Raw genomic sequence first — 16,698 nt, forward strand, 5'->3', positions numbered from 1 at the left:
TAAATTCTAATAGCAAACAAGTTCGTCAATCCATATAAAGTAAATGCAAAATATATGCCAAAAATTAAAAAAGAAATAGAAAATTCTTAAGTCTGGAAATCCTTTTCCTAACTAGCTTTAGCATAATAATTAAAATTGTAATTTATCACACAATTTAAGCAATAAAAACAAAACTGCCGAAAAATCGGCAGTTTTGTTTTATAAATAAAGATTTTATTTTTTAAGATAAATTATATTTTTTTATCTTATATTGAAGAGTTTGCCTTGGTATATTTAAGACCTTTGCAGTTTTAGTTATATTAAAATTAGTTTCTTTTAATGCTTGATATATTGCGTTTTTTTCTGTCTGTTCAACTAATACTTTGAGGGATTTTCTCTCTTTTGACAAATTTAAATAATTTTCTTTAAACATTTCAAACCTTTGTGGTAAATGTTTTAAAGTTATTTTATCTGTATCGTACATAGTCATAACGCCCTCTATAACATGTTCTAATTCCCTTACATTACCTTCCCAAGGATATCTTAAAAATGTATTCATAACTTCCTTAGAAACACATTTTACTGATCTATTTAACTTACGATTATATTTTTTAATAAAATAATCAGTAAGAATTGGGATATCCTCTTTTCTATTCTTAAGCTCAGGTATTTTTAAATATATTACATTTAGTCTATAGTACAAATCCTTTCTTAAAAGATTATTAGCTATAGCTTTTTCAGGGTCCACATTAGTAGCAGCAATTATTCTTACATCTACATTAATAGTTTTTGTTGCTCCTACCCTTCTTACAGTTCCATCTTGAAGGACTCTTAAAAGTTTTGGCTGTAAATCTAAAGGCATGGAGTTTATTTCATCCAAGAATAATGTTCCACCGTTAGCAAGCTCAAACAATCCAGGTCTATCCTCTGCTCCCGTAAATCCTCCCTTTACAGTTCCAAAGAGAATTCCCTCTAGGAGATTACTTGGTAAAGCAGCGCAATTTTGAGCTATAAACGGTTTGTTTCTTCTTAAGCTTGCACTGTGAATAGATTGAACAAAGAGTTCCTTCCCTGTTCCAGTTTCGCCATAAATTAAAACAGGAGATGATGTCAAAGCTGCTTTCAAAGCTAAAGATTTTAACTTAAGCATAACCTGACTTTGACCTACAATATCTACAAAAGTATAGTATGATGTACCTTTATTTTTCTTTTGTTTTCCATTTTCTTCTTTATAAAGCTCCTTTTGTAGATCCACTATCTTTTCAGATAACTTTCTCACCTGTGTTATATCTTTGGATATTTCTAATGCCCCTTCAACTTTTCCATCTAATATTATTGGTATTGAGGAGTTAATAGTAGTTATTTTTTTCCCTTTATAATTTATAAAAGTTTGTTCAACATTAAATATTGGCTCACCTGTTTTTATAACTTTCAAAAGAGTACTAGTGTTGTAGGATAAGGACGGATATACCTCTAATATATGTCTTCCTATGGCTTTTTCTCTGTCTATATCGTCCAATTCTTGAGCAAACTTATTATAATAAACTATCTTACCATTTTTATCTATAATGTGGATACCTTCCTCAACAAAGTCTAGTATATAAAATATACTTTCTTTTAAAAACTCCTCTTTCATTTAACTCATCTCCATATGCCCATTTTTCGGCATAATATGCCTAAAATTCAGCAACATAAAATTATATAATTTTCTCATTTTATTAATCTTTACATTATTTCTATAGATAATCTATTTTGACTTTCTATCATATTTGACATATTAAGTCTGTAAAATAAATCTACTTTACCTTTACCCATTTCAGAAATATTAACATCTATTTTTTTGGTAACGACTTCCATACTCATATCACCATAAAAAGTTTGATATAAAGATTTATGTTTTATTCCTTCTTCAAAAATAAGTGCAGAAGAATTGCTGCCAAATCGCTTCATAGATACTTTTTCATTCTCAATTTTTAACGTAGTGGTTGAGCCTTCCATACCAGAGAGCTCTGTTTCATTATAAACTAAATAATATGACCCGTTTTTTATATAAAACTTTCCCTCAGTAATTAATTCTATTTCATTTTTTTCTCCATTAACATCTATCTGTGTTCCTTTTATTTTAAGCGTTACTCTTTTCATAAAAACCTCCTTTGGGGCACCTAAATATTTTAACTTATTCTCTAATTATGTATATACATTATATCGAATAATACATGATTTAGAAATAGGAGATTATAAGTGACAGACCTATTAAATAATATATAAAATCAAGCAATATTATTTTTCCTATTTCTAAAGGCAAATAAACGTTTCACAGCTGGTACATTAGAAACAAGAGTTAAAATAGTTAGAATAAGTAAAACAATTGTAATAGGTCTTCCAAAAAGAGCTACAATTTTATTATTTTCAGAAGAAGCTAATGAAACTGCCCTACGGAAATTTGAATCCATCATAGATCCTAAAACAAGAGCAAGAGTCATTGGAGCTACAGGATAGTCATGTCTACGCATAAGAAAACCTAATATGCCAAATATAAACATCAATGCTACATCAAACATTCTGTTATTACCTGCAAAAGCTCCGATTACGCACAGTACTGTGACAATAGGAAGAAGAATTCTCTTAGGAATCTTTATAATTTTACTAATTCTAGGTCCTACAAATAATCCTAACAATAATAAGAATACACAACCTATCAAACCACCTGCTAATATTACATGAAACATTTCAGGATTTGTTTTAATAAACATTGGACCTGGTTGTAATCCGTGAACATAAAATACTGACAATATAATAGCTGTAACAGCATCTCCAGGAATAGCAAGAGTTAACATAGGAATCAAAGCCCCTCCAATGCAAGCATTATTAGCTGATTCACTAGCAACAATGCCTTCAACTGCACCTTCTCCAAAAGGTCTGCTAGGTTTTTTAGTAATTCTTTTAGCCTCACTATATGCAATAAACGATGCAACTGGGCTGCCAGCACCTGGAAGTGCACCAATAACTGTACCAAGAGTACTATAATACAAAGAATAGAAAAAGTGTTTAAGCATATCTTTAATCTTAATATCAGATTTTTCAACCTTAGAAACATTACCGTGTAAAAGTCCTTCAGAAATAACAGAAAGTACTTCAGAAAAGCCGAATAGGCCAACTAAAGCAGGTATAATACTTACTCCCGCTTGCAAATCATAAATCCCAAATGTCATACGTGGAGTACCCATTACAGAATCCATTCCTATCATACTAATAATTAATCCTAACATTGCACTAATAAGTCCTTTTGAAAAATTCTTAGCAGTTAAAGAACCAACTGTCGTTAACCCAAATAGTGCCAATAGAAAATAATCCATTGGAGTAAATTTTAATGCAACACTTGAGATAGGTTTGGCAAGAACCCACAAAGCTATAAATCCAAAAGTAGTACCAATGAAAGAATACACTGTAGCATATTTTATAGCTTTATAAGCTTCTCCTTTAATAGAAAGGGGATATCCATCTAATGTAGTAACAACAGCAGAAGGAGCACCTGGTATATTGATCAAAATAGCAGAAATAGCACCAGAAAACACACCAACAACATAAACCCCCATTATAGTTGCCATAGCATCACTAGTAGGCCAAGAATATGTAATAGATACTAACAAAGCAGTTGCCATAGAAACTGAAAGCCCGGGAATTGATCCAACAAGAAGCCCAGCTACTGCTCCTATAAATACCATTAGTACAAAACGAAATTCTAAAAAATATTTCATTACATCAAGAAACCCTTCCATTCAAATCACACCCCTATGGTAGCATTACATGTAATAGCACGTCAAAGAGTACATAAAGAATTGTTGATGTTCCAATAGAAATAAAAGCAATTAACCAAATCCTACGTTCACCAAAATAAAACAACATAAAAACTAAAAATAAAATTGTAGCAGGTATAAACGTAATAACATCCATTAATATAAAATAAATTATAGAAGCAACTATAGTAAATAATACATCCTTCCATTTAACATTAGCTTTTGCTTTAACTCTTTTATTTGTCTTTACTTCCTTAATTCCCTCTAACGCAAGCGAAACAGAAAGTGCCCCAATAAAAATTGAAATAATAGTTGGAAATAAATAAGGAGACATAGACCATTTAAGGTTCGTAGAGTCATAGTGATTAACAAGGGAATATATCAGCAATCCAACTGCAAGTAAAAAAAATAATATAGCTTCCTTGACATTTTTATTTGAAAAATAATCCCTCTTGCTATATTTATCCATTCAAACCACCTTTCACCGCTTAATAATATATGCATAAAAAGGTAGTCGCTAATATAAACTTCATGTTATACTGGCGACTACTCTGTAATTAAGGTCTAGGAATATTGAATTTTTCAGGACTATACTTACTAGCACCTGCATCATAAAGAAGCCAGCTTACAAGAGATTCCCAATCGTTGTAAAACTGTCTAATAGAATCTTCATCTGGATACTTTAAATATAATTCTTCTAAACAGTTCTTCTCAACGTAATCTTTCCATTCTTGTTCTTGTATTGCTTTATTAGCAGCATCTCTTAGTACCTTTACAACATCTTGTGGAACATCTTTATCAACTAATAGGGAAAGTGGAGTAAATGGGAATTTAAAATATTCTTTTGCTTCAGGAATAACCTCTGATAAAGTTGGAACATCAGGATATTTTGATAATCTTTCATTAGCAGATACCCCTAATAATTTTAAATCTCCGCTTTCAAGATAGCCTGTAACTGTAGAAAAATTTGAATTTGTAAAATCAACTTGATCACCTAACACTGCAACTATACAATCGCTGCCACCTGGATAAGCAGTTAATGCCATATCTAATCCAAGTTTATTGTAAATTAAGCTTTGAACATGACCTGACCCTCCAGGCCCTGTATAAGACATTTTTACTTTTCCTGGACGTGCTTTCATGTCATTAATTAAATCTTCAAGAGTTTCATACTTTGAAGTTTTATTAACTACTATAACCTTAGGGTCATTTACAGTAACAATAATAGGTGTAAAGTCATTATAACTCATTTCAGAAATACCCATTACCCTTTGAGTTCCTAAAGAATCGGCAGTAAAAAGAATAGTATAACCATCAGGATCAGCGTCTAGAACTGTCTTTGCACCAATAGAACCTGAAGCTCCACTTTGATTAACAATAGTAATAGATTGCCCTAAGAATTTTTCTAGTTGAATTGCTAATTGCCTACCAGTTAAATCAGTTGTCCCACCTGCAGTATATGGAATTATCATTGTTATCGGTTTATTAGGATAGCTAGAATTATTATCAGTATTTTTATTAGCATTTTGATCTGTAAAGGTATTACCAGAACATGCAGCTAGACTAAAAATTAAGCATATAGCTAATAAAAATACAAAAATTGATTTGACTTTCATTATTAACACCTCTCAACATTTTATCTGTTTGCCAGTTAAAATAACAATCTCTTAAAATCAGCATTCTTATTATAAATAAAGGTGTTTTTTTTGTCAAATCATAAATTGGTAATTTTTTTCTTTACAATGTCATCTAGGCCCTTGTAATTTCAATGTTTATAGGGTAGTGTCTCTTAAAAACAATTACCTTATAATTATTAAAAAGTTAGTGTTCCATTTTCATTCTTAATAATCTTTAATATATCCTCTTCCTGTCCTGTAAGAGCATTTATATATACTATAAAATCTGAGCCTTGATATTTACCCTTAAATTCATAACATAAAGCTTCTTTGGTCCCTTCTTTAGGTATAATAGCAAGCCTTATACTATCAATATTAAAGCTATATCTTACTCTATCTCTTGCTTCTTCTTCTGTTAATTTAGGTTCAGCTATATCTCTATCATAATGACTTGTAAGATACCCAGCTGCGTCGTAACCTACAATCTCTCCATTATCCAATGCTACTTTGACTTTTATTAAATCAGGATATATTGTGACATCACCTTCCTTATAAGCATAATTGAATAATGCCACTCCATCATATCTTAAAGAATAGTTTAATTCCATATTTTCGTATCCTTTTTCCTGTAAAAACTTTTTAGCATAATTTTCTGCCTGTTTCACAGATAAGCTTATTTCATTTACTGCTCTAGGGTTTGCCATCCACACTACGTTGCCACCAATTTTGCTTACAGATATGTATATTGCCTGCTCTTTTTCTTCATTTTCTGGATCTACGCTAAATGTATATGATTCTATTTTAGCTGCATTACTTTGTTCTCCTTCCTCAAAAAGAGTTAGTTTTCTTACCTTTTCTATACCTAAAAATTCCCTAACTATCTCTTCTGCCTTTTCTTTGTCTACATTTCCTTTGCCTAATCCTTTAGGTTTAATATTCATAACTTGATCAGAAAATGGCCCATCGTATATAAGTTCTGGAGTTTCCGTAAATTGCTCTTCTACATTAACTAGACTTGTATTTATCATATTTTCATTTGCTTCTTTTAATTTACTTCTTCCGCTAAGACCTGTTATATGAAAATTTATTTCTCCATTAGCTATTTTATTGTGCAAATCAGCTAGTTCTTTATCAAGAGTTCCAACATAATTTTGCAACTGAGCAACAGTATCTCTTTGTTCATCAGTTAAAGGTTTACCATTAAGATGACCTTTTAACAATGAATAGCTATAATCTGCAACTTGATTTAAAAATTTTTCTGTTTTACTTATATCTCCATGGTTAATTGGCATTTGCGATAATTTTTCTTGTGCTAAATAAGCCTGTTGCACTATTTGATTTAATAAAAGTATATTTTGATCTCTAGATTCAGATAACAATGCTTTTGAAAGTGAAACCTGTACATTTTCAATATGACTCTTCATATCATAGAAAAGTCTTTGATAATTATTGTTTAAGGTTATCTTATAAGAATTTTTCAATCTATATTGATTATATCCCCACACTCCTGTAGCAACTAATGCTAAGGCTAGAACTATAGATATTATCCGTCCTCTATTTTTCAACAAGATCACCTCCTATTAATTTCCAAACCAATGCTTGCCAATTTTTACAACCACTTCTCTTGACCAAATCCACTTGCTAGTTGCAGTAGCAGGATTCCAATAATACCTACAACCATATGTAGGATCCCAACCATTCAAAGCATCCCTTGCTGCTCTTATGGAATCTTCATCAGGCTGCAGATTTATTTGTCCATCTGATACAGCAGTAAATGCTCCAGGTTGATATATAACCCCTGCTATAGTGTTTGGAAAAGAAGGGTGCTTTGTTCTATTTAAAATTACCGCAGCTACAGCAACTTTACCTATATAAGGCTCTCCACGTGCTTCTCCATGTACAGCTCTAGCTATAAGATAAACATCATCATCTCTGCTAACTCCTGACGCTTCAACATCTCCTGAAGTTGTACCTATACTTAATCCTAATGCTGCTGCAGTTTCTGGTCCAACTACTCCATCTACTTTCAATCCATTCTTACTTTGAAACTCTTTTACCGCCCTATATGTTTCAGCTCCATATATGCCATCAACCTTACCATTATAGTAACCCCACTGTAAAAGCTTCCATTGTACATTTTTTACATCCTGTCCTTCTGACCCCCAATACAGTGTATTAGATGCCATAGATGCTTTTTTGTATGCTTGAAGACTATCAATTTGCACAGTATTCTCCATTTGATATATGGAAATTGATAAAAATACTATTGCAATAATACTCGCAAAAAGAACTACTTTTTTCAATGTTATGTCCTCCTCCTAACAATTGGTAGTTAATATGATACAACTTCCCAATACTATATTTGATTATATTTTCTGTAAGTAATAACATAATTATTCAATTTTATTGTGATAACTTAGTAGAATTTAGCGGGAATATTTATAAACTAGAAAATAATTAAGCTAAGAAGCATAACTTACTATTTAATTTTGTAAAATTATAGAGAAACAACTTTAAATTTCTTACATTGCAGTAATTATGCAAATTCCTCAAATTATAAAGACTCTGCTTTTTCATATATTCTTTTAATCTCTTCTTTAGGCGTTATTTTATAAAGAATATAAGCAATAATGATTATTCCTGGAATATCAACCAATAATCTAGTTAAAGCAAATTTTGTTCCTAAAGAAGATAACTCAAACAAAAACATAGGTACCTTCGTTGTAGACCAAGCCCCTATAAATATAAGTACATTGCTAAATTTAACTCCTTTTTTCATAAATACTGCAGCTATTGGGAAAGCACCGTACAAAGGACCTGCTGCTGCAGAGCCTAAAATTATAGCTAATAATACCCCTTTTACACCAGATTTTTCTCCCATATATTTCATCATTGTTTTTCTAGGAACCCATACATCTAAAAGACCTAATAGTACAAAAATCGGTGGAATAACTAATGCCATTTCTTTAAATGAATATCCTATTATACCTATTGCTTTCAAACCAATCTGACTATTAATAAAAAATAATATAATTAGTGCAAGTAGTGTTATTATAAAAAAACTATATCTTTTAATCAAAGCCATGTTCCTTAAGCCACCTTTCCTATAATATATGCCACTAAAAAAGAAAATAAAAATGCTAGAATATTTCTATTAAATGTAAGTTTTTTACCAAAATATTTTATCTCCACAGGCATTGTAACAATTCCAACCATCATTAACGTTGAAATAAACGCACCAATTTGCATATAACCAGCACCATTTTCAAGTAACATTGCTGATATTGGAAAGGCAACAAATCCGGGTATCAATGTTATTGCCCCTATCAATGAGGAGACTATAACCCCATATAAACCTGACTCAACTCCAACAATTTTAGATATCAATTCTGCATCAAATATAGCTAACATCATGCCAACAATAACTATAACTCCTAAAAATTGTGCTAGTATGTTCTCAAATGATTTCCAAGCTTTTTTTAAAGCTTTTTTTGTTTTATACTTGTCCTTGTATAAAGATAAGCATAAAAGAGCTATCGTAATGATATATAAAGCTGCATTCAAAAAATCACCACCTCTATAATTGAGAAATTTACATAATAGAATTTTTTGTAGTAATTATGCAATTTCCTCAACTAATACAATTTTTTAATGTTTTCTACATTACATTGATTTAAATACATTTCTTTGTCTACTAACCTTTCACTATCAGCTTTTAGCTTCGGATACTTTTCAAGATTGTTTATAATATCAAAAACCAAATTATCTAATACCTGATCTTTGATATTTATATATGATATATTTATGGAAATGTCAATATTAAGAACACTATAAAAGACCACATAATAATTATGCGGTCTTATTCTTCACTTATAAATAACTTTGCAAACCTAGTTTTACTATCCTTAATTATTTCAGAAATTTTAAATTTCAGTTTTATTGGTATTTTTTTACCGTCTCTTGTACTTGATATCATATCAAATTCTTCTTCAGTTAAGATCTTTTTTAGTTCTTTTTCTGTCTCTTTATCAGTAAGCCCATAGGTTACATCAATAAAACATAGAGGAGGGAACATAACACACCACCAGTTTTTACCTTTACCTTCCCCTAATACCACTTTAACAGCTTTATATTCTCCTGCAGGTAATGTAAATCCCCCATAAGATTTAGTAGGAAAATTGCTATTGCCAAAATATACATTTACATCATAATTTTTATTTTCCTCTTTTACTGTTTGTTGAGCTATGTACTTTATCTCATCTAAATTACTATTAATTATTTTCTGCACTTCTTCTATAGAATTTGTATCAATAAATTTATCATTCATTTCAGAAATTATTCTATCTCTTACTTTTAACTTTAACTCCTGATCTTCTGGAGAATCACTATTAGCAATAACATGAAATCTTATAAGTTTATCACTATATGCTTTTTGGCTTGTATATAATTTTGTTGTATCAGCAAAAACTGTTACACCTGCAATTAAAAGCAATATACATAACACTATAATAATTTTCTTATACCCTTTTGTCATATAATCACCTCAGCTTTTATATCCTATTATCTTAAATAAAGTATTGACAAAAAAGGCAACATTTAAACATGAATATTTAACCATTTATTTTGTCATTCCTACTCTTCTAAGCTTAGCGTCAACATTTACTGTAATATTTATTTTTGGAAATACTTCATCCCAGTCATCTTTTACACTTTCCCATAAATCAGGCTTAAATTTTCTCAAGTAATCTTCTACTTCTATAACATCTGCATTAAACTCTTTTTGAATCTTCTCTATTGTCATAATTATTTCTTCCTCTAAAACCTTTTCTATCTGTTCTTCAATTTTTTTAATAGTTCTATTGTCCATAATTTTTTCCTCAGTATCCATTTTGAACATTTGAGTATAACCTTCAAGCTCTACATTGTAATTCATGTTTATAATTCCATCTTCTACATCAGCTGACCTTATAACTTTAGTTCCAGATACTACATATGGTATCTCTACATCATCTATAACAACGTCTATTACTTCACCTTTTACCATTCCCTTCAAAAACATAGTAGCCCTAGTTTCTAGTTCTCCCAACCAAGCTATATGCTTAAAATTCTTAATAACCGAGGAACCCGCTATAATAATTTCATTTTCTTTAGGTATTACTCTAGGCAAAAGGGCACGATTAACATTATTAAGTGAAATTAATATCTGCCCTATATTCTGGTGATTAAATCTAGCAGTTACTTTATAATTATCCAGCAATTCCTCTATCAAAGCACCTGTAACAGGTTCCATTTCGTCCTTTATATTTATTACATCTTGAGCTGTCCCTTTAGCAATAAGAACAACTGCTTTTCTGCTTATTACGTTGCTCCTTCCAATTCCATCAAATATAGCTTTCATCTTATCTGGATTTTTAGCTAAATCTTCTCCGATAACTATGGCTTTTACGTGTTTTAAAAAAAGAGTTTTATTTATTCTCATCGATATTGCAACATTAGTATCGTATATACTTTTACCTGTACCGCTTAAAACAAATTTTCCCTTTTCACTACTAGCGTTTTTACCAATAGCATTGAGATTTGGGAATGAATATGTTATTCTGTATTCTCCCTGAGGAGATTGTTCGTCTGTATTTAAATCAATCCCTATTACGGATACATATGCTCTTTCCTCAATTTCTAATTTATCCCAACATCCCGTAAGAAGATATAGTATAAATAATACAGCGATAAATTTAATAGTTTTATTCATATGTATCTATCTCCTTTCGAGATTTCTTTTTTATAAGTGCTACTATTAGATAAACAATAGGAATAATTATTACGCACAAAGTACCCAAAATTTTTGAAGACATATTTACATATGTATATACTTGAGCAAGATTATCTGGTATTAATGATAATATATATATAATAGGCACTATAGGCCAGACAAATTGGCTATGCTTTTCGCATTTCAACATCTGACTTATTATAACTGTTACAGAATAAAAATAAGGTGCAATTGTACTAAATACAACTAGTACCCATATAGCCATAATCAATCCCTCTAAATTTTCTACAAAAGCACCTGGAAAATCTATGGATTTCATAATATCAAGAGATGGCCATATCTGATTTTTTAGTTCCTCTACACCAAACCCAGCTAAAGTAACGAAAAAAACAATTAGGTAAATAATAGTGACAAATAATATTGATAAAGTAGAAAATTTAAGAGAATCTTTCTTAGGGTCTTTTACATAAGCCATAAAGATCATAATAATTTCAAACCCTATAAAACTGAAAAAAGTATCAGGAATTCCCTTTACCATATCAAATATATTAAGCCTAAAAAGAGGAAGTATGTTTGATAAATTCAACGTTGGGGAAAATATTATAACCAGTATACCTATAGGAATAAATATTATAGGAAATATAATCATTGTCATTCTTCCTATACTCTCCACATTTGATCTTACTAGGTAAGTTGACACTAAAAGCATTGTCAGTATCACTATTTCTATAGGTGTACTTTCTAGCAGAAACATCTTTATTACTTCGCCAAATATTCTTAACTCAAAAGCTAGAATAATCAAAAAATAAATTATATAAATAAAAGCTAAAATATCAGATATAGGTGTTGTAACTAGTTCTCTGCCAAACTCAATAAATGTTCGACCCTCAAACATGATTGTCAATCTATTTATAAGATAATTTAAAAAAACAGCGATAGCACCCCCAATAACTATCAAAGCCCAGCCATCATTCCCCAATGTCCCTGCAACATCTGATGGCAGGGAAAGTATACCTACTCCTACTATTGTATTAAATAATAGTACACCTAATTGAAAACTTGAAATTTTACTATTGTCACTAATCATATTATTTATCACCTCTATAAGCTGTATTTCCTGAACCTCTGTTTTTATTTTTAGTACTTGTAAACTCAGGTCTCGCTTTCTTTTTATAGGATGGAACTCTAATTAACGCGTCTTTAAAATCCATTTTTTCCCTGTTTATATTGGTATAAGGAGATAAAAAAGGAACTCCAAAACTTTTTAACTTTACCATATGAGTAAGTATGAGAATAAGTACAAGCATAATGCCATATAACCCCAATATAGCTGAAAAAACCATGATGATAAACCTCATAACTCTAAGTGCAGAACCGAACTCATAATTAGGTATAGCAAAAGAAGCTACAGCAGTTACTGCAACTATTATGATCATTAATGTACTTACTATACCTGCATCTACAGCAGCTTGACCAATAATAAGGCCTCCCACTATTCCTATAGTTGCACCAATAGGACCTGATAACCTTGTTCCTGCTTCTCGCAAAAACTCTATTGTCAGTTCCATCAAAAAAGCTTCTATAAATGCAGGAAATGGAACATTTATCCTAGATGCAGCTACATACAATGTTAATTGAGTCGGAAGTATGCCAGGATGAAATGAAGTAATAGCTATATAAAGTCCTGGAGCTAGCAAAACAATAAATACTGCTATATACCTTACTATTCGTACAAGTGTAGCTAAAAGCCATCTATTATAGTAATCCTCTGAAGACTGGAGTATCGTTCCAATTGTAATTGGTATAAGAAGAGCAAAAGGCGAATTGTCTACAAGTATAGCAACTCTTCCTTCGTAAAGAGAAGCTGCTACAGCATCAGGTCTTTCTGTATTTTCTATCTGGGGAAAGGGTGAAATATTGCTATCTTCTATGAGCTGTTCTATGTCTGAGCTGTCTATTATCGAATCAATATTTATACTCTCAAGCCTGTTTTTTACCTCGTTGACCAACTGTTTATCAGCTATATCTTCAATATATAAGAGTGCCACATCAGTCTTAGACCTCACTCCAATCTGCATGTTTTTTACCTTAAGTTTAGGGTCTCTAATTCTTCTCCTAACTAAGCTTGTACTAATCTTAAGGGTTTCATTTAAGCTATCTCTAGGGCCTCTGATAACAGTTTCACTTTGTGCTTCACCAATACTTCTAGTAGGCCAGCCTCTAGAAGAAACAACTATAGCCTTTTCATATTTTTCAATAAGTAATACTGTTTCACCAGCTAAAACATTTTCAACAACCTCGTTTATACTATCAATTTCCTTTATTTCAGTAGCAGAAAGATTTTTCTCTATGATTAAATCATAAAGCTTATTTCTTATAACCTTATGACTTGGCTCTACTATCCTAGACTCTATCATAAGATTTCTTAATACATTGTCACTAACTAAGTCCTTATCTATTAATCCATCTACAAAAATAATTGCAAAACTATATTCTTGTTTTATTCCTGCAGTAAATTCTCTATAAACTATATCATCACAGTCTTTTAATATATCCTTTATTAGTTTTAAGTTTTTTTGCAAGCTATCGTTTATGGGAATAATACTTTCATTTTTTTTATCATTTTTATTATTAAACAATCCCATAGTAGTCCTCCCTAAATTATTTTAAGTACAATATAAAGTGCTGGCCCTCCTATTAAATAAATAAGACCTATTATTTTTGTTATTTTTGCATCTTTATATAGTTTTTGTCTTTTTAATCTTTTGTAATCAATTAAAATTGTTAATATGCCTATTAATGTCACAATTAAAAAAACATATATAGTATATAATTTTCTTATTTCTTCTATAATAATTCTAAAAATATCCATATTTATTGCTCCTTATTATATATAGTGAAACAATTTAATCAGCTAATTACACTGCATTGTAAAATATCCTTTCATATTAAATTTTTAAACATCACCTAAATACATCACAAAGTATATCTATAATATTTACATCTACAAAAAATATTATGCACATAAAAAAACGACCCTTTTCAGGCCGTTACATAGTTTTACTAATTATAAGTTGCTTTATACTGTCTTTTAATATATTATAGCATTTTACTGCATCTGTTTTACCTTTAAATATTCCAAATACCGTTGGTCCGCTACCGCTCATCATGCTACCTAAGGCTCCAAATTTAAGCATACTTTCTTTTATTTCATTTATCACAGGGTATTCTTTTATAGTAACACTTTCTAATACATTAACCATCCTTTTTGACACTCCTGCTATATCATCATTGTTTATACATTTAATAATCTCCTTCGTATTGGGACGAGTATTAATATTAGAGAGATTTAAGTTGCCATAAACATAAGCTGTTGAAACTTCTAAATCTGGATTTGCAATAAGCAGCCATTTATCTTTAAAATTCTTTAATTCCTTGAGTTTTTCTCCTCTTCCCTTTGCTAAAGCTGTACCTCCAATTATACAAAATGGAACATCGGATCCAATTTTTTCTCCAATGCTCATTAATTCCTTATCTTCTAATTTAAGCTCCCATAATTGGTTTAAGCCTTTTAAAACTGCAGCCGCATCAGCACTACCTCCTGCTAAACCTCCAGCTATAGGTATATTCTTATCGATGTCTATCCATACCCCTTTATGAATATTACATCTATTACATATAGCTACATATGCTTTATAAACTAAATTAGATGAATCTAGAGGAACCTTAGGATTATTACAAGTTATTTTTATGCCTTTAGGTATTTTCCTCAAAGTTATAATGTCCTTTAAGTTTATCTGTTGCATAATCATTTCAAGCTCGTGATACCCATCATTTCTTTTATATAACACATCAAGTGATAAATTTATCTTAGCATATGCATCTAATATTATCTCATTCATGTTTATCAACTCCATTTCTCTTAAGGTTATTTATAAATTATATTTCAAAATCTATATTTTTTTCTATTATGAGTTTTTCTCCAGGCATAATATTTTCTGGAGATAATATCTCATTAGTTTTAATTAATTCTTCTGTAGTAGTATTATACCTTTTTGCTATATCCCATAATGTATCATCTTTCTGTACTATGTATATAGTTATACTTGGTCTAGATTCCATATCTATTTCTTCGTCAGTTTCTACAGCTTTAGTAACAATACTAAATTTCTTAATTCTATTAATATTTATATTGTTCTGCGTAAGTACCTCTACTTCTACTTCTGTTTCATTTATCTTTTCGTATTTTATATCTTTTATAATATTATCTATTTCAATATCTATTTCACTATCATCTACTTCTTCCATGTCAACATAATTTTTAAAAGGAATTTGATATTTTATAATCTTTACAGGTTCAGAAGATCTATCGTTAAATACCATTGATAAATCTAAAAAGCCTTCTATTATTAGCTTGTTTTCCATAGTTCTGTAGTCAGTAATAGTAGATTTTGAATCTATATGATATACATTATTAACCTTTATACCTTCTTCAGAAGTATTAATAACTCCTTTAACTACTGACTCTGATGTTATTTGTTTAATATTTTCTGTAATTAAAATTTCTTGTTTATTTACATTAAGCTTTTTATTTGTAGAGTATGCGTCAACAGTTACTTCTTTATCTTTGTATTCGTATACTCTTGCGTCTACTTTTACTAATGATTCAACATCTATTACCCTTATATTTCCTTCTATATCTTCCTTTACATCATAATTTATATCATCTAACTTTAAGCTCAAACTACAGTTCATATCCTTCTGTACTCCTGCCATTTCAACAAAATGAGTAAATGGTATCTCGTGGTTCACATAATTTATTCTGTTATTATCATCATCACCTATATACATTATCCCACATTGAACAATACCTGCTACAATAACTTTATCATCAACAACCTTTGTTTCCTTTTCCACAACTTTTGCATCTGTTCTAAGTACATCTAAAATATCTGGCATTTCATCTTTAAGCTCAAAGGCTTCTTTTACTAATGCAGATGTGCTATTAGCACCAATTATCTCTTTATATCTGATTTTTTCTTTTAATACCTGTAGCCCTTTTTCACCTGAAATATCTTTTACTATATCTATAGAATTGTTTGTTTTTGCTTTTCCTAAAATTTCTAAAACTGCCTTAACTTCTATCTTAGCTTCATTAATTAATTCATAATCTATATGCTCTATATTTGCCTTTACCTCTGCTGTCATTTGATCATTTATTCCTTCAATTTCTATTTCCTCTCTAAAATCAGTACTAGAATCTATGCTGTGTACCATTTGATTTTCATCATTAGAGTTATACATAATTCTAAATTTAACAAATCCATTTACTATAATCTTATCTTGAACGAGTTTTGAACTAGTTACTTCAACATCACCATCTATAGCAAGAACTTTAACTATTTCTGGCTTAGTTTCAGGTAATAATACTTCTCCTTCAATTAATGCTTTAATACTATCCTTCCCTACAGTCTGGTCTATTTTAAGTAAATCTTTCATTAACTCAATTGCCAATTTTCTCCCCCCTATAATCAAT

The 16,698-nt window shown here is 30.2% G+C and carries 17 protein-coding genes; all 17 read right to left on the reverse strand.

Annotated features, from left to right (window positions below; all coding sequences use genetic code 11):
- Positions 1-220 precede the first annotated feature (220 nt).
- Positions 221-1,615, reverse strand: a complete 1,395-nt coding sequence (locus tag ACZ41D_RS00240) for a sigma-54 interaction domain-containing protein (RefSeq protein WP_464151933.1) — start codon at positions 1,613-1,615, stop codon at positions 221-223.
- 89 nt (positions 1,616-1,704) lie between these two features.
- Positions 1,705-2,121: a YwiB family protein gene (locus ACZ41D_RS00245; protein WP_464151934.1), complete on the reverse strand. Its 417-nt coding sequence runs from the start codon at positions 2,119-2,121 to the stop codon at positions 1,705-1,707.
- Positions 2,122-2,249: 128 nt separating this feature from the next.
- The gene (locus ACZ41D_RS00250; RefSeq protein ID WP_464151935.1) at positions 2,250-3,758 is read right to left on the reverse strand and encodes a tripartite tricarboxylate transporter permease; all 1,509 of its coding nucleotides are present in this window, start codon (positions 3,756-3,758) and stop codon (positions 2,250-2,252) included.
- A gap of 13 nt (positions 3,759-3,771) precedes the next feature.
- On the reverse strand, positions 3,772-4,245 hold the full coding sequence (locus ACZ41D_RS00255; protein WP_464151936.1) for a tripartite tricarboxylate transporter TctB family protein: 474 nt from the start codon (positions 4,243-4,245) through the stop codon (positions 3,772-3,774).
- Between the two features lie 88 nt (positions 4,246-4,333).
- Positions 4,334-5,392, reverse strand: a complete 1,059-nt coding sequence (locus ACZ41D_RS00260) for a tripartite tricarboxylate transporter substrate binding protein (RefSeq protein WP_464151937.1) — start codon at positions 5,390-5,392, stop codon at positions 4,334-4,336.
- A gap of 197 nt (positions 5,393-5,589) precedes the next feature.
- Entirely contained in the window at positions 5,590-6,957 is a 1,368-nt protein-coding gene (gene ypeB / locus ACZ41D_RS00265; RefSeq protein ID WP_464151938.1) for a germination protein YpeB, read from the reverse strand.
- 15 nt (positions 6,958-6,972) lie between these two features.
- Positions 6,973-7,695: a spore cortex-lytic enzyme gene (gene sleB, locus ACZ41D_RS00270; RefSeq protein WP_464151939.1), complete on the reverse strand. Its 723-nt coding sequence runs from the start codon at positions 7,693-7,695 to the stop codon at positions 6,973-6,975.
- A gap of 251 nt (positions 7,696-7,946) precedes the next feature.
- Positions 7,947-8,477, reverse strand: a complete 531-nt coding sequence (locus ACZ41D_RS00275) for a permease (RefSeq protein ID WP_464151940.1) — start codon at positions 8,475-8,477, stop codon at positions 7,947-7,949.
- 5 nt (positions 8,478-8,482) lie between these two features.
- A complete protein-coding gene (locus tag ACZ41D_RS00280; RefSeq protein ID WP_464151941.1) occupies positions 8,483-8,956 on the reverse strand; it encodes a hypothetical protein in 474 nt (157 codons plus the stop codon).
- 71 nt (positions 8,957-9,027) lie between these two features.
- Positions 9,028-9,234, reverse strand: a complete 207-nt coding sequence (locus ACZ41D_RS00285) for a hypothetical protein (protein WP_464151942.1) — start codon at positions 9,232-9,234, stop codon at positions 9,028-9,030.
- A 17-nt stretch (positions 9,235-9,251) separates the two neighbouring features.
- Positions 9,252-9,926 carry a stage II sporulation protein R gene (gene spoIIR, locus ACZ41D_RS00290; RefSeq protein ID WP_464151943.1) on the reverse strand — a complete coding sequence of 225 codons (675 nt, stop codon included), beginning with the start codon at positions 9,924-9,926 and terminating at the stop codon, positions 9,252-9,254.
- 84 nt (positions 9,927-10,010) lie between these two features.
- Positions 10,011-11,141, reverse strand: a complete 1,131-nt coding sequence (locus ACZ41D_RS00295) for a Ger(x)C family spore germination protein (RefSeq protein WP_464151944.1) — start codon at positions 11,139-11,141, stop codon at positions 10,011-10,013.
- On the reverse strand, positions 11,134-12,249 hold the full coding sequence (locus ACZ41D_RS00300; RefSeq protein ID WP_464151945.1) for a GerAB/ArcD/ProY family transporter: 1,116 nt from the start codon (positions 12,247-12,249) through the stop codon (positions 11,134-11,136). Before ACZ41D_RS00300 ends, ACZ41D_RS00295 begins: the two co-directional genes overlap by 8 nt.
- 1 nt (position 12,250) lies before the next feature.
- Positions 12,251-13,807, reverse strand: a complete 1,557-nt coding sequence (locus tag ACZ41D_RS00305; RefSeq protein WP_464151946.1) for a spore germination protein — start codon at positions 13,805-13,807, stop codon at positions 12,251-12,253.
- Between the two features lie 11 nt (positions 13,808-13,818).
- Positions 13,819-14,034, reverse strand: coding sequence for a CLC_0170 family protein (locus ACZ41D_RS00310; RefSeq protein ID WP_464151947.1), 216 nt, complete (start codon positions 14,032-14,034; stop codon positions 13,819-13,821).
- Positions 14,035-14,212: 178 nt separating this feature from the next.
- Positions 14,213-15,064, reverse strand: a complete 852-nt coding sequence (gene ispE, locus ACZ41D_RS00315) for a 4-(cytidine 5'-diphospho)-2-C-methyl-D-erythritol kinase (protein WP_464151948.1) — start codon at positions 15,062-15,064, stop codon at positions 14,213-14,215.
- A gap of 37 nt (positions 15,065-15,101) precedes the next feature.
- A complete protein-coding gene (locus ACZ41D_RS00320; RefSeq protein ID WP_464151949.1) occupies positions 15,102-16,676 on the reverse strand; it encodes a DUF3794 and LysM peptidoglycan-binding domain-containing protein in 1,575 nt (524 codons plus the stop codon).
- Positions 16,677-16,698 lie beyond the last annotated feature (22 nt).

It is taken from the genome of Brassicibacter thermophilus (assembly GCF_055378355.1).